Origin of the sequence: Paenibacillus sp. FSL R10-2736 (assembly GCF_038000245.1) — a bacterium.
Taxonomy (GTDB): Bacteria; Bacillota; Bacilli; order Paenibacillales; family Paenibacillaceae; genus Paenibacillus_AQ; species Paenibacillus_AQ phytohabitans.
This window is the reverse complement of record NZ_JBBOBN010000001.1, coordinates 4,395,143-4,409,406: the sequence shown is the minus strand read 5'-3', so window position 1 is coordinate 4,409,406 and position 14,264 is coordinate 4,395,143. Positions and strand designations below refer to the sequence as shown.

11 protein-coding genes are annotated in these 14,264 nt (G+C 53.1%); 4 read left to right on the top strand and 7 right to left on the bottom strand.

Going from position 1 to position 14,264, the window contains the following annotated elements; translation table 11 throughout:
• Positions 1-79 precede the first annotated feature (79 nt).
• The 3 genes from NSQ73_RS19295 to NSQ73_RS19285 are packed head-to-tail and all read right to left on the bottom strand — an operon-like array spanning position 80 to position 3,658.
• Positions 80-1,750, bottom strand: a complete 1,671-nt coding sequence (locus NSQ73_RS19295) for an extracellular solute-binding protein (protein WP_340987725.1) — start codon at positions 1,748-1,750, stop codon at positions 80-82.
• Positions 1,751-1,795: 45 nt separating this feature from the next.
• Positions 1,796-2,680, bottom strand: coding sequence for a carbohydrate ABC transporter permease (locus NSQ73_RS19290; RefSeq protein WP_042136063.1), 885 nt, complete (start codon positions 2,678-2,680; stop codon positions 1,796-1,798).
• Between the two features lie 57 nt (positions 2,681-2,737).
• Positions 2,738-3,658, bottom strand: coding sequence for an ABC transporter permease (locus NSQ73_RS19285; RefSeq protein ID WP_039297276.1), 921 nt, complete (start codon positions 3,656-3,658; stop codon positions 2,738-2,740).
• 148 nt (positions 3,659-3,806) lie between these two features.
• Between NSQ73_RS19285 and NSQ73_RS19280 the strand changes: the two genes are divergently transcribed.
• Positions 3,807-4,553 carry a glycoside hydrolase family 16 protein gene (locus tag NSQ73_RS19280; protein ID WP_340987724.1) on the top strand — a complete coding sequence of 249 codons (747 nt, stop codon included), beginning with the start codon at positions 3,807-3,809 and terminating at the stop codon, positions 4,551-4,553.
• Positions 4,554-4,559: 6 nt separating this feature from the next.
• Here NSQ73_RS19280 and NSQ73_RS19275 read toward each other — a convergent pair whose 3' ends face one another.
• Together NSQ73_RS19275 and NSQ73_RS19270 are read right to left on the bottom strand one after the other, a co-directional pair.
• Positions 4,560-5,534: a phosphotransferase gene (locus tag NSQ73_RS19275; protein ID WP_340987723.1), complete on the bottom strand. Its 975-nt coding sequence runs from the start codon at positions 5,532-5,534 to the stop codon at positions 4,560-4,562.
• Positions 5,535-6,192: 658 nt separating this feature from the next.
• Positions 6,193-9,306 carry a glycoside hydrolase family 2 TIM barrel-domain containing protein gene (locus NSQ73_RS19270; RefSeq protein WP_340987722.1) on the bottom strand — a complete coding sequence of 1,038 codons (3,114 nt, stop codon included), beginning with the start codon at positions 9,304-9,306 and terminating at the stop codon, positions 6,193-6,195.
• A gap of 201 nt (positions 9,307-9,507) precedes the next feature.
• On the opposite strand from NSQ73_RS19270, the gene NSQ73_RS19265 reads away from it, so the two are divergent.
• Positions 9,508-10,329 carry an AraC family transcriptional regulator gene (locus tag NSQ73_RS19265; protein WP_340987720.1) on the top strand — a complete coding sequence of 274 codons (822 nt, stop codon included), beginning with the start codon at positions 9,508-9,510 and terminating at the stop codon, positions 10,327-10,329.
• A gap of 30 nt (positions 10,330-10,359) precedes the next feature.
• Here the strand turns inward: NSQ73_RS19265 and NSQ73_RS19260 are convergent, their stop codons facing one another.
• Together NSQ73_RS19260 and NSQ73_RS19255 are read right to left on the bottom strand one after the other, a co-directional pair.
• On the bottom strand, positions 10,360-11,253 hold the full coding sequence (locus NSQ73_RS19260) for a choline/ethanolamine kinase family protein (RefSeq protein WP_340987718.1): 894 nt from the start codon (positions 11,251-11,253) through the stop codon (positions 10,360-10,362).
• 40 nt (positions 11,254-11,293) lie between these two features.
• Positions 11,294-12,751, bottom strand: a complete 1,458-nt coding sequence (locus NSQ73_RS19255; protein ID WP_340987717.1) for an alpha-L-fucosidase — start codon at positions 12,749-12,751, stop codon at positions 11,294-11,296.
• Between the two features lie 123 nt (positions 12,752-12,874).
• On the opposite strand from NSQ73_RS19255, the gene NSQ73_RS19250 reads away from it, so the two are divergent.
• Both NSQ73_RS19250 and NSQ73_RS19245 read left to right on the top strand, forming a co-directional pair.
• Positions 12,875-13,711 carry an AraC family transcriptional regulator gene (locus NSQ73_RS19250; RefSeq protein WP_340987716.1) on the top strand — a complete coding sequence of 279 codons (837 nt, stop codon included), beginning with the start codon at positions 12,875-12,877 and terminating at the stop codon, positions 13,709-13,711.
• Positions 13,708-14,229, top strand: a complete 522-nt coding sequence (locus NSQ73_RS19245) for a GNAT family N-acetyltransferase (RefSeq protein WP_340987714.1) — start codon at positions 13,708-13,710, stop codon at positions 14,227-14,229. Before NSQ73_RS19250 ends, NSQ73_RS19245 begins: the two co-directional genes overlap by 4 nt.
• Positions 14,230-14,264: the final 35 nt, after the last annotated feature.

The window sequence follows — 14,264 nt, the reverse complement described above, 5'->3', positions numbered from 1 at the left end:
GCGCTGCGGCTTAAGGGGGGAAACCCCTCTAAGCAGGGAATGCCGGCCGCCATTCCGGCCGCCGGCATAGTTCAAGACATTATTCCGCCATTTTGGCTTTGCGTGCGTCCAGCTCCGTCTGGCGGTATTCCTTCACCTGCTCGAAGCCGTAGCTGTCGCGGCGGGACAGGAAGCTGTCGAAGATTTTGTCAAAGGCAGCTTCGTCCTTGGCCGTAATCAGCTCAGGCAGTACTTCTTCCCAGTTCTGGGAGATGCGCGCCCAGGCCACCGCTACATCCGAATCGCCAAGCGGGTCCAGTCCTTTATAGATACCGCTGTCGATATCGGCCTGTGCGTTCGCGAAGTCTTCCATCTGCTTGATCACAGGCGCTTTCTCCGGTCTCCACTGGTTGACGATAACAGGGTTGCGCATCATCCAGTAGGTATCCAGTATGCCGTATTCCTTCTCCAGCTTCTCAATATTGCTGCCCAGCATGTCAACGAATTCAGTCTTCAGCTGCGGTTTGCCGTCCACCGTATCCCAGGTTTCGCCTTCCTTGCCGAGGAACAGGTCTCGCTGGCCCTCTTCACTGGCGAGGTAGGTCAGGAAGCGGATCGCACGCTCCGGATTCTCTGTGGATTTGCTGATCATGGTTACCATCCAGCCGTCCATGTTGCCGGGGAACAGCTTGGCACTGTCGCCTTTGCTGTTCTGCGGCCCGTCAACTGCGATGTAGTTGGAGTCCGGATTAGCACCCGCAGCCAGCATCGGATTGACAGCGGTCATGCCGGTCCATTCGCGGATCATCATGAAGTAGCGGGCGTTGTTCGTTTTCTCTTCCACCTGGGTATCGGAATCCACCAGGAAATCCACGTTAATCAGTCCGCGCTCGTAAGCGGTACGGAAGGTTTTGAGCCAGGCGATATAATCCGGGTCGGTCACACGGTCATATACGCTGCCGTCTTTCTCATGCGGAACGGCCAGCAGATTCTGCAGATACTCCGTCATCCCGTAAGGGACATTTCCCTGGGCGAAAAAGGGGCTCATAGGCTGACCCTTATACTCGGAATACTTATCCTTCAGCAGCTGCAGCGCACCCAGGAAGCCCTCCGGGGTACTGAGGTCCGGACTGCCCATTTCCTCGTACAGATCTTTGCGGACCAGGAAGGTCTGATTGGCGGCCGTCATGCCGGTCTCATGCATCAGGTTGGGGCTGTAGGAGTCATTCGGAACACCATACGTGTTGCCGTTCTCCTGGCGGTACCACTTCAGCGTACCGTCACCTGCTACCTTGTAGAAGTAAGGGTCGTACTGATCGGCCAATTCATTGAGGGCATAGACATGATCGCCTTCCCACAGCTTTTTGACAGCGGTTTCCCAGGAACCCATAGAAATGAGATCCGGCAGCTTGCCCGAGGTCATCATTAGAGTAATTTGCTCGTTAGCTTCACCGGAAGGGACCTCCAGCTTGACATTGACACCCGTTTTCTCCGTCACATATTTGGAAGCCAGGCTCTCGCCCCAGGTGTGTGCATACCAGTTCGCTCCAACAAACCAGGTTAAATCGATAGGGCTGGTATCGAGCTTCCAGGCGGGTTCATCGGGATTCTGAGTAGCTTCTGCCTGAGGCGCCGGTGTAGTATCAGCCTGCGGCGCAGCTGTGGGTGCGCTTTCCTTATTCGCGGAATTGCTGCTGCATGCGGCCATAGTTAATGTCAGGATTACGGCCAGAATGATCGCTAAGAATGGTTTGACAGATTTGCTTTTCACGGCATAATCATCCTTTCTGTATGTGTGTAGAATGGTTCATTGCGGCTAGCCTTTAATAGCACCTATCATCACACCTTTGACCAGATAGCGCTGGATGAAAGGGTAGAAGATGAGGATAGGCAGCGTGGCTACCATCATGGAGGCGAATTTGATCGAGTTGCCGGGTAATCTTGCGCCGAATTGCGCCATCGCCTGCTGCTGCATGAAGGACATGGAGTTCTCGGCAATGATTTTGTACAGCATGGTCTGCAGCGGCAGCAGCTCCTGGGAATGGATATAGATGACTCCCTGATAATAGTCGTTCCAGTGATAGACTGCAGAGAAGAGGGAAATGGTGGCAATGACAGCCATGCTGTTGGGCAGGACAATCCGGAACAGGACGCCATAATCCGAAGCCCCGTCCACCTTGGCTGATTCCTCCAGGCTGTCTGGAATGGTGCGGAAGAAGCTCATAAATATAACCATATTAAAAAAAGTATACATCGAAGGAATAATGAATACCCAGAAACTATCATACAGGCCCAGCTTCGTCATGAGAATGAAGGAGGGGATCAGCCCGCCTGAGAACAGCATCGTAATCAAAGAGATTTTGAGATACAGCTTGCGGCCCATCAGATTGGACTTGCTCATTCCGTAAGCTACGATAGCGGTGAACAGCACATGCACCACAGTCCCTATCACCGTACGCATGGTTGTGATGTAGAAGCCGTTCATCAGCGTCTTATCATTAAAGGCTACACTGTAGCTGGCCAGCGAGAGCTCTTTGGGAAACCAATTGACGGTACCCAGCGAGGCCTGCGCCGGTGAATTCAGCGAGTTGACGAGTACAAACCACATCGGGTACAGCGTCAGAAAGCAGACCGCCAGCATCAGCAGGGTATTGCCGACCTCAAAAGCGCCAATCCGCCGGAATCTTCCGCGTCTTGCCATGAATCTGTTATCTCCTTTCCAGGTGGAGTCGGCTTCGCCGCTCATAATCCGTTTCTTCTAAAAAATACTGTCGCCGGTCAGCTTCTTGGAGGTCTGATTGGCCAACAGCAGCAGCCCCAGCGCTACGATTGAGCGGGCAAACAGGACGGCGGTGGAGAAGGAGTGACGCCCGGAGACCAGCCCCATGTTGTAAATGTAGAGGTCGAGACTCTCCGCCATCTTCATATTCATGTTGTTCTTAAGCATGAAGATCTGCTCAAAGTTACTGCCGAGGATCCCGCTGACCGCGAGAATGAACAGAATAGCGATCGTGGGACGGATGCTCTGCACGGTGATATGCCACATCCGCTGCCAGCGGTTCGCGCCGTCCAGCTCGGCTGCTTCATACAGCCCCGGATCAATGCCCGCTATGGCTGCTATGTAGATAATGGCGCTCCAGCCGGTTTCCTTGAGCGTATCGGTGAAAAAGGTAATCCACCAGAAGTACTTAGGGTCGCTGTTAAACAGGATTTCCCGGTCCTGGAACCCGATCGCCATCATCAGCTGGTTAATGACACCGCCCTCCCCCAGCCAGTTGAGTGCGATTCCGCCAAAGATCGTCCAGGCGATGAAATGGGGCAGGTACGAGATTGTCTGCACCGTGCGCTTAAACCGCAGACCCCGGATTTCATTAAGCAGCAGGGCGAATAGAATGGGGATTGGAAAACCTAGTACGAGCTTGATTGTACTCATCCCGAGGGTATTGCGGATCGAGCGCCAAAAACGGTCATCCGTCATAAAATCCTGAAAATGCTTCAGCCCGACAAACGGCGACTCCAGCATGGGCTTCGCGATGCTGAAGTCCATGAAGGCAATGATCAGCCAAAACATAGGGATATAACAAAAGATGAACATCCAGATAATGCCCGGTATTACCATGCTTTGCAGCTGCCACTGCCTGACAAGCGCTTTCATTTGTTCCGTTCTGTATTGGAACATGTGCTGTGCCCCCTTCCTCTTTCATCGTATGAGAAAAGGGCAGAGGAAAAAAGGCCATGATTATTGACCCTATCCCAATTTTTTGGATTCCACCTATCGGGCCCGTAAATTAAGTATGCTGTGATTAAATGAAGGGAGTGTGCGAAGGATGAACAAGCTTGTATGGGAGCAGGATTTCCTGAGCGGAAATGCGGATTTGCAGAGCTGGAATATCCGCCTGGGCAACGACTTATTAGACAATGACGGGAAGCCGGTGTATCCGGGCTGGGGCAACGGGGAGCAGCAGTTTTATACGGGGAATCCGGGGAATCTGTCTATTGGAGAAGAAGGCCTGCAGCTGTGTGCACGCCGTGAAACTGTGGAGCAGGATGGACGCAGCTTCGCGTATACCTCGGCCCGCCTGGATACCCGGGACCAGTTCTCTTTCTGCTACGGCAGGCTGGTCGTACGGGCCAAGCTGCCGGTGGGGCAGGGAATCTGGCCCGCCATCTGGCTGCTTCCGCAGGATCAGGCTTACGGGCCCTGGCCCGCCTCCGGGGAGATCGATATGCTGGAGGCGAAGGGACGCCTGCCCCGGCAGATAGCGGGAACGCTGCATTATGGACCGGATCTTGCGCATAAAGTCGTCGAAGAGTTCACCTATGAGCTGGAGAACGGAACGATTAATGAGTTCCGGGAGTATGCGCTGGAATGGGAAGCCGGTTCCATGCGCTGGCTGGTCGACGGGCAGTGCTTCGCGGAGCGGAGTCTGGAGCCGGGGGTGATGCCCTTTGATCAGCCTTTTTATCTGCTGCTTAATCTTGCAGTGGGCGGCTGGTATGACAATGTGGCGGTGGACGAAGCTGCACTGCCAGCGGTGATGACAGTGTCAAGCATCCGGCTGTATCAGCATTGAGGCAGCTCAAATTCCGGCGAAAATATCCTCCAGTTGGTCCCAGTTGGCGGCGACCCAATTATTTTCGTGGCGGAAACGGATGAGCGGTGTGAATTCATCCTTTTGGGGAACCGCAATCCATTCGGCTTCCCTCCACCACGTTAATTTAATGGAACGGATCAATTTGTCCACGGATAATGGGATATGCTCGCGGTAGCCGGTCACAAAGGCATGGACCCGGTCCAGCCGGAGCTGGCTGCCTGACAAGGCGCAGGACAAGATGGGGCGTGATATATCGAACTCCGGGTACACGAAATGCAGTCTGTCGAAGTCAAGGATAGCGTCCACTTCATCGGCGCTGAACAGAATATTATCGACGAACAAATCCCAGTGCCCCCAGCCCCGTTCGCAGTCTGCAAAGATACCGGTATCCATTCCATCAATAATTCTCCGCTGAATCTCAAGCGCTGCAACCGTTTCGCCATTATGAAGGGTGGTGGCCTGAAGGTATCTTTTGTCCCAGTGCTTCACCATAGCTTCTTGGGTCCGTATATTCCAGTGCAGGGGCAATGGAGTCAGGTCCGTGTTCAGCAGCTTATGCATCCGGCCGACTACGCTCCCGAGCGCATACATTTGGGGCTCACTTGCCGAGCCCGGCTCAATACTGCTTCCGTCACACAGGTTCATCAGCACATACCGTTCCTGCGAAGGCGTTCGTAAGACATATTTCCCCTGATGTGAAAATAACTTCGGAACCGGGATACCCTGCAAATGCAGCTGATCCTGATGAGTCAAAGAAACTTCAAGTCCGTGGGTGAGGTGCTCCGGGTAACGTATCTTGCTGTATTGCTTCACGAATAAACGTCCGTGATCACTTTCAAGCTTCCATTTCAGATTCAGGAAACCCTGATCAATCTGCGTAGCTTCAGTAACGTGCACCCCGAAAATCTCTGAAATGGAGCTTAAGATTTCATCCCGGATGGTTGCGGCTGTGTCGGACATATAATATCTCCTCACCTGGAAATATAAATGATGAATGTATTCAGGGTTAACACTAGTTTAATCTCTGTAATGCTGCTATATGACTTTATTTTCACCGGAGTGAGGGGATATTCAAGATAAATATTTGCTGAGAAACCGAAGGGGGACGCGGCCATTTACTGCCCGGATAGTTCAACTTCATAGACCAGTGAATGCTGAATACGGGTGCTTAAATTTACACTGTAAAAGCTTAAATGTTGTACGTATTGCAACTTGGTTTCGCAGAAACCCGGGTGTGGGGATAGATTGTTGTATGAAATACAACAATTGTGCTGCTAATCCGCTTGGAGAAGGGAAAATGTTGTATTTCATACAACAAAAGATGATTTTGGCCGGAATTATAGGAGAAATGTTGTATTTTGGGCATGATTATTAAAAAATGGTTATTACCTCACAAGCATCCGGCAGAGTAGTTTATTCGCCAGGGCGCATGAGGAGGATTGATGCTCTATTCGTGCGGTGAGGCTTAGTTCAGCAGTTGATGGGCAGGAAATGAGCAAGCGAAAAGAGGTGTCCCAAGCCGCAGAACCGGCTGCCGGGACACCTCTTTATTGAAATATAACATGTTTCACATGCTAACTTATCCTTCTATGCCTCGCTGTTCTGCTTGTGAGGCAACTTAAACGAATGAAAGCGTGAAACGGAACGAATACGGACGGTTAGCAGGCAGGGTGAACTGCTCATGGGTCGGAGCGCCCCAGCTGTCGTCACCGCCGACGCCCATCTGCTTGTAGTTCACGCGCAGCACCGTTTTGTCGGATACAGGCAGTTTGTAGCCGTGATCGCTGGCTTCCAGCTCAGCTGCACTCCAAGGCAGGGCGTTGACTTCGATAGGCAACGCGCCTTCTACATGCAAGCCATGACCTTCGCTGCCTGCAGTAATGGAGGCATATCTGACATCCGTCTTGTTGCCGCATTCCTGCGGACGGAGATACGGTGTGTATTGCCCGCTGACCGTGCCGCTGTAACGTCCCAGCGGAGCTCCGGACTGCCGGTCCCAGTAGTTCTCATGCGGGCCGCGGCCGTACCAGGAGATGGTGTCGAGGCTGCTGTCCAGCTCGAAGGCCATGCCGAATTCCGGAATCTCCGGCAGCTTGCTGCTGCCCGGCTGAAGCTCCTGAACAATCTCTACCGAGCCGTCTGTGCGGATCTCGTATTGAACACGCAGCAGGGACTTCGGCTGGGTATCCAGCAGATACTCAGCGGTCACGAAACCGAGACTGCCCTCTACACGGCAGCTGAACCGGGTGAGCTGACGGCTGTAAGAGACTTCCTTCCAGACTGCGCAGCGCTCGGGATGCTTGTTGCCGAGGTCATTGTCGGTTACCGCTCTCCAGAAGTTAGGTCTTGCCGGTGCAAGCAGATGCTCTTTGCCGGAAGACTGGTAAGAAACCAGGGCGCCGGTTGCCGTGTCGAACGATATTCCGAAGCTGCTGCCTGCAAATGTCACCAGCCCGTCTTGCTCATTGACCTGCAGCTTACTCCCTGGAATAACAGGAGTGGCGGCCGGAATATACGGGGACAGAATGAACTGTTCCCAGGCGACTTCGTGGCCTGCACCTGCCCAGGCTGTTTCGGCCTGCAGGACGAACGAGACCGTAAGTACAGCTTCTTTGCCGGTTTCAAGCAGGCTGTGATCGTACGGAACGGCAATTTCAGCGGTTTCACCGGGTGCTGCGGACAGAGGCAGCGTTCCTTCCTGGACGGCTTCTCCATCCAGCGCCAGCTTCCATTGCAGCTGATAGTCTCCCAGATCCGTAAACAGGAAGTTATTGCGAACCTGCAGACGTCCGGTGTTCAGGTCCAACGCGGTGAGGACAATGCTCTGATAGCATTTTTTGACCTCTAACAGCTTAGGAGTAACCGTACGGTCAGCGAACAGCAGGCCGTTGCCGCTGAAGTTGCCGTCATGCGGATTCTCCCCGAAATCGCCGCCATAGGCCAGATATTCTATCCCGTCCGCGGTAGTAGTGCGGATCGCCTGATCCACCCAGTCCCAGATAAAAGCGCCCTGAATGATGTCATACTTGTCAAACAGCTCGGTGTACAGATGCAGACCGCCGCAGGAGTTGCCCATGGCATGGCTGTATTCGCAGAGAATATACGGCTTCTTGGGATGGTTCAGCGCATATCTCTCGACATCATCCGGTTTGATGTACATGGTGGATTCGATATCACTTGCGGCTTCCGATGCTCTGTAATGGAAAATCCCTTCGTAATGCACCAGACGGGTCGGATCGGCTTCCCGCAGATAGTCGTGCATGGCCAGGAAGTTGTCGCCGCCGAAGGACTCGTTGCCGAGTGACCAGATGATGACCGACGGATGATTCTTGTCTCTTTGCATCATGGAGTTGCAGCGGTCAATGACATTGGCGCGCCATTCCGGCCGGCTGGCAGGGACATTGAACTCATGCAGTTCCTGCTGCCCGTATTGCCAGGAGCCATGGGTCTCCAGATTCGTCTCGTCGATGACATAGAGACCGTATTCGTCACACAGCTCATACCATACGGACTGATTCGGATAATGGGAAGTCCGCACAGCATTGATATTATGCGATTTCATGAGCTTGATGTCGGTGATCATATCTTCTCTGGAGAGCGCCCGGCCGGTGTCACAGGAGAATTCATGACGGTTGGTGCCCTTGAGCACGATCCGTTTGCCGTTGATCTTCATCAGACCATTCTGGAGCTCGAAGGTACGGAAGCCTACTTTGCAGCTGACCGCTTCCAGCACTTGCCCTTGATCATCCGATACAGCAATAACCAGGGTGTATAGATAAGGCTTCTCGGCGCTCCACTTCTTCGGGTTCGTCACTGCTGCGGATAGCTCTAGCTGCTGAACTCCAGCCTGGCCGAAAGCGACAGAGGCGGAGACTGGATGATCCCATAGCGGCTGTTCCTTACCGTCATAGAGCTGCACCTGTACTGAATGAGACTCAATTACCTTGTCAAAATAATTCTCAATCGTCAGATTTACATTCAGTTGCGCATCGGTATACTTCTCGTCCAGCTCTGTCCGGACGAAGAAATCGGCAACCCGCACAGGCGGTGCAGTATACAGATAAACGTCGCGGAATATTCCGCTCAGCCGCCAGAAGTCCTGATCCTCCAGCCAGCTGGCATCGCACCAGCGGTAGACTTCTACAGCCAGCTTGTTGACACCGGGTACCAGATAAGCGGTAATATCGAACTCGGATGGCGTGAAGGTATCCTCACAGTATCCGGCCAGCTCACCGTTCACCCAGACATAGAAAGCGGATTCAACCCCCTGGAAGCTGAGGTACACCGGCTGCCCATCCCAAGTCTCGGGTACGGTGAAGGTGCGGATATAAGAGCCTACCGGATTGTACACGGTCGGGGCAAAAGGCGGCTTCAGCTCCGGCTCGGACACGGCCCATGGATAACGGACATTGGTATATTGCGGATAATCATACCCCTGGAACTGCCAGTGGGAGGGAACGGTAATATCCGCCCAGTCTCCGGAGTCATAACCGGCGGTATAGAAATCCTTAATCCGCGCTTCTGGAGTCTCGGCGAATGCGAATTTCCAGGTTCCGTTCAAGGATTGATAACGGGAGGAGGCTTCTTTAGTTCCCTGCAGGGCTTCAGCCACTGCCGGGAAAGACATCATGGAGGCATGCGCGTCTAACCGGTTCAATTGAAATAGCTCAGGATTATTATTCCACTCCGGATATCCGTTTGCAGGCTGCTGGTATGAGAGCTTATGGCGCAAGTTAACATCTCCTTATATTGTTATATTCATATTATAGAATGGAGAATGACTGGGGTATATATAATGATATTCATCGGATATAACAAAATATGAAACAAGATTGGACTGGAATTTGAAACTGCGGGCCGTTATGATGAAGAGGCGGGACAGGAATACCGGCGGTTAGAACGCGCTGGGTTTTTACAGAAAGGTGGGACGCCAGTGAGAAGTACAATGATCTTCAGCGAAATGGAAGAAACGCTTCCGCTGCCGCTCTATGCCACGACCATCGGGTACTGGGAGCATCAGGAAGAGACGGAGCGTCCGGCGGGGTTTCCCGATTACCAGCTGCACCAGGTGCTTGGAGGCAAGGGGGAGCTGCAGATCCGGGATAAATCCTATGTTGCCGGTCCCGGGGATATCTTCTTTCTCTATCCGGATGTTCCCCATTCGTATGCACCGCTGAGCCGGGAATGGGAGCTGGCCTGGATATCCTTTAACGGGCGGGAAGCGGCCCAGATGCTGCTCTATGCCGGTATACGTGAGTCAGGAATGGGGAGCTTAAGAGCGCAGCCCATCCTAAAACCGCTGGAAGAGATGCTTACCCTTTCATACGGCAATGAGCTTCAGGATAATCTGGAACGTTCGAAGTTATTGTACTCGCTGCTTCTGGATCTGAAACGCAGCCTGCTCCCGGCCTCGAATGAGGATAATGAGCTGGAGCGGATGAAGCCGGTGCTGCAATATATAGAGCTCCACCTGCACCGTCCGCTGCTGCTGAAGGAGCTGGCCGAGGTGGCTGAAGTGTCGCCGCAGTATCTTTGCCGGCTGTTCCAGCGCACCGTCCGCGAGCGGCCGGTCGCCTACATTAACAAACAGCGGGTGAACCGGAGCAAACAGCTCATGTTCAGCAGCAGAGGGCAGAGAGTCTATGAAATCGCCCAGCGGGCAGGGTTCGAGAATGTCAGCTACTTCTGTGCTGTGTTCAAGCGGTTGACCGGTATGCAGCCCGAAGAGTGGAGGCGCCTGCATGGTCTGGATTAGGGGCCGCCAGGCTCCGGATTCGTATCCGTATCACACACTCTCCCTCAGCCGGGCGAACATCCAATCCGCGATTTGACAGTATTCTGCAGCCGGCCCGGCAGACGCTGCGGATTCAACAACCGGCTTAGGGTCATATGTCTGCAGCACCGCCCACATCGCATTCCAGAAGGTGACCACGTAAGACATCTGTTCAAGGCTATGCAGGGTATCCGCATCATAATGACCGAAGTAGCAGGCAAGGAAGATTTCCTTCTGTGGCAGGGAATACGCCGAGCATACACATGCCAGATCAAACATGATATCGCCCATTCCGGCATATTCCCAGTCAATCAGCCGCACCGTTCCGTCATCCAGAAAGTTGTTTGCAAAAGGATCATTATGGCACAGCCCCAGCTGCTGCTGTGAGCTTGACGCCCTGTCCTGCTGAATGGCCGCAAGCTTCTTCAGGAACTCGTCCAGATCTCCGGGAAGACCGAGCTGATGCCGGGCGGCAAATTGTATCCGGTCCGTAATATCCTGATAAGGCGAGAATGTATAGGGAACCGGCGGCAGGGCATGCACTTTCCTCAAAGTATCGGCGATCCGCTTCATATTCACATCGGTGCCGGCATCCGCGTCGGTCCACTTCACGCCATCAATAAACTCTGTGACCATATGACCCGTCTCCGGGGAGAAATACACTACCTTTGCACCTATCCCTATGTCTGCCGCCGCCTGCATAGCGGCAAGCTCTGCGTCCCGCTTAATGCCAAGCCTGCCCGTGTTCCCGCCGCTAATGCGCAGCGCCAGCTTACGGATACCGTTCGTAATAATATAATTCTGATTCGTCAAGCCATCCTGCTGGTATTCAATGGTTGTATCCGCAATATCCCACTTTAATTTTTCCTCAATAATCTGCTTCATGGGTTCAGTCCATCCGCTCATTCTGGTTATTCCTTCCGTTGTGAAGAGTAATAGGCAAAGATCAGGCAAGTTCAAGCTTGAACACAACCGGCAGGGCGCTGGCCACCGCTGTGGTGCGGATCGTTAATGCTTCTGCATCCCGTTCCCAGGCAGGCTGTTCATCGAAACCGAGCACGGACATCTTCTGGATGATACCCTCGAAATAGGGGGATTTCTCCCTAAGTGATGTAATGCGGACCATGCCATCCGCAGGGAACACCAGGACGGTTGCATACAGGCAGCTTCCCTTCACGGTGAAGCGGATGTCCTCAGGGGTGAACACCTTGGCGCTGCCGTCGGTGAACTGTCCCTCTTCAATGCGTGTCGGCCCTTCACCGAACGTGCGCCAGAAAGAGCTCTCATAGATGGCTTCACCATTTGTGCCCAGCCAGCCGCCGATAGCAGCCAAAATCGCTTTATCTTCATCGGCAAAGCTGCCGTCAGCCCGCGGCCCCACATTCAGCAGGAGATTGCCGTTTTTGCTGACGATATCCACCAGATCGCGGATGATCTCAACGGCGGATTTGAAGTCATTATTCTCCGTATAACACCAGGAGTTTCGTGCGGCTGCTGTATCCGTCTGCCAGAAGAACGGCTTCAGCTCCGCGAATTGCCCCCGCTCTACATCGGGAATGGCTGTGCCGAACATGAAGGCATCATGTTTGTAATTAATGGCAGCCGTAGTTCCGCGCTGAACAGCCCGGTTGTAGTAATAGGCGGCGAATTTTTTCAGATACGGCTTGAATACAGCATTCTCAATCCACCAGTCGAAATAGAAGACCTTAGGCTGATACTGGTCAACCAGCTCGCAGCAGCGGATCAGCCAGTCTTCCAGATACTCTTCAGACGGGGGAGAGCCGTAGAGATCATGATGATCGGGTTCCGGCATAGACGGCCAGTAGAAATCGCCGCGTTCCAGCGGCTCATGGATATCGGACTCGAACTCTTTGCCGTGGGACATGAAGAACCAGTGCTCCGCGCGGTGGGAGGAGACGCCCAGCTCCAGATCCTGCTTCCCGAAGGCGGCCTTCAGCTCGCCGAGAATATCCCGCCCAGGCCCCATCTCGTACGTGTTATAATGGGAGACAGCGCTTTTATACATCTGGAAGCCGTCATGATGCTCTGCAACGGGAATGACATACTTGGCGCCGGAGGCTTGGAATAAGGCAGCCCACTCGTCCGGGTTGAACTGCTGCGCCGTGAACAAGGGAATGAAATCCTTATAACCGAAATCCTTGTGGTTCCCGTAGACAGCCAGATGATGCTCATATTCCTTCGTGCCCTGGATATACATATTGCGGGAATACCACTCGTTACTGAAGGCCGGGACAGAATACAGCCCCCAGTGAATGAAAATGCCGAATTTGGCCTGGCGGTACCACTGCGGCACCTCATACATACTTAGAGAATCCCAATCATCCTTATAGGGGCCGTTCTTAATGGTCTCGTCGATAAGGTGCAAATAATCAGTCATATTCATAGTCAGTTTCTCATCCTCCCGCGATTAATATAACGCTTTCATTGTACCGGGCCGCAGGGAGATTAAGAATGTACGGGATTAACTTTCTGATGTACAAAAATAACCTTTAAGGCGGTCTGAACGATGGATCATCAAGCATTGCTTACCAGCTACTTATCCAATCTGAAGGTCGACCTGCTCATGGCGGATTATAACCAGTGCACCACACAGTGGAGGGATCTGGACTATACTCCGGACTACAGCAAGTTCTATTACATCTGCGGCGGTGAAGGTTGGCTGAAGATCGGGGATAAGGAATATTATCCGCAGCCGGGGGAGCTGATCCTGATGCCTGAAGGGGTGAAGCAGTCCTACTCATGCATCAGCGAACGACCTTTTCTCAAGTACTGGTGTCATTTCAGCGCCAAGGTCGGAGAGATTAATCTGTTCCGTATCCTGGAGATGAGCCATTTATGCATTCCGGAGAATCCTGCTGCTGTCGAGGCGGCGTTCAAAGGGATTACCGGGAGTGCCCAATCGGACGCTGTATATGCCCCGCTGCTGGCGAAGAGCAAGCTGCTGGAGCTGATCTCCTATTACATCATGAACCTCAGGCTGGATGAAATCTCTTATAAGAATCTGGGCTCCGCCCGGAAGCTGACAGCCGTTCTGGAATACATCGCTGCGAATATCGAACACAATATTACCATTCATGACCTTGCCGAAATTGCGCATATGCACCCTAATTACTTCATACGCCTGTTCAAGCAGCAGATCGGCGTGCCCCCCATCCAATACATCACCCGGCAAAAGATTGAAAAAGCGAAAGACCTGCTGGCAACCACCTCCGGTTCGGTCAGCGAGATTGCCGACCAGCTCGGCTTCGGCGATCTGTTCTATTTCTCCAGGCAATTCAAGAAGCATGCCGGGCTTGCACCTACAGAATTCAGGAAACAGGAAACTGGAGGCGTTAAACTATGATCAGCGACCTATATAGCGGTTATCAGATCCGGTTAATGGATGAGCCGGCAGCCAGAGAGATTCTGAACTGGAAATACGAACCGCCATATTCTCTGTACAATATGCTGGATGATTCTGCTGGAACGGAGGATATCGAAGAGCTGATGGACGGCTCCTACTTCGGCGTACGCACTGCGGAAGGGGAACTGGCCGGATTCTTCTGTTACGGAAGGAATGCCCAGGTGGGAAGAGGGGTAGAGCTGGGATATTATCTGGATGGTACAGCGCTTGATATCGGACTGGGATTAAGGCCGGACCTGACCGGCGCTGGAAAAGGGCTTGCTTTTCTGCAGTCGGGTATGAAGTTTGCACAGCGGACCTATGACGCGAAGCGGTTCCGGTTGTCGGTTGCGGCCTTTAATCTCCGGGCTATTGCCGTGTATAAGAAGGCGGGCTTCCTGCCCGGGCAGAGCTTCATCAACCGGTATGGAGACAGCGAAACGGAGTTCCTGCTGATGGAGACGCCGGGCCTGTTCTGAGCGTCTATAGCCAGAGTGGAGAATACAGGGCGAAG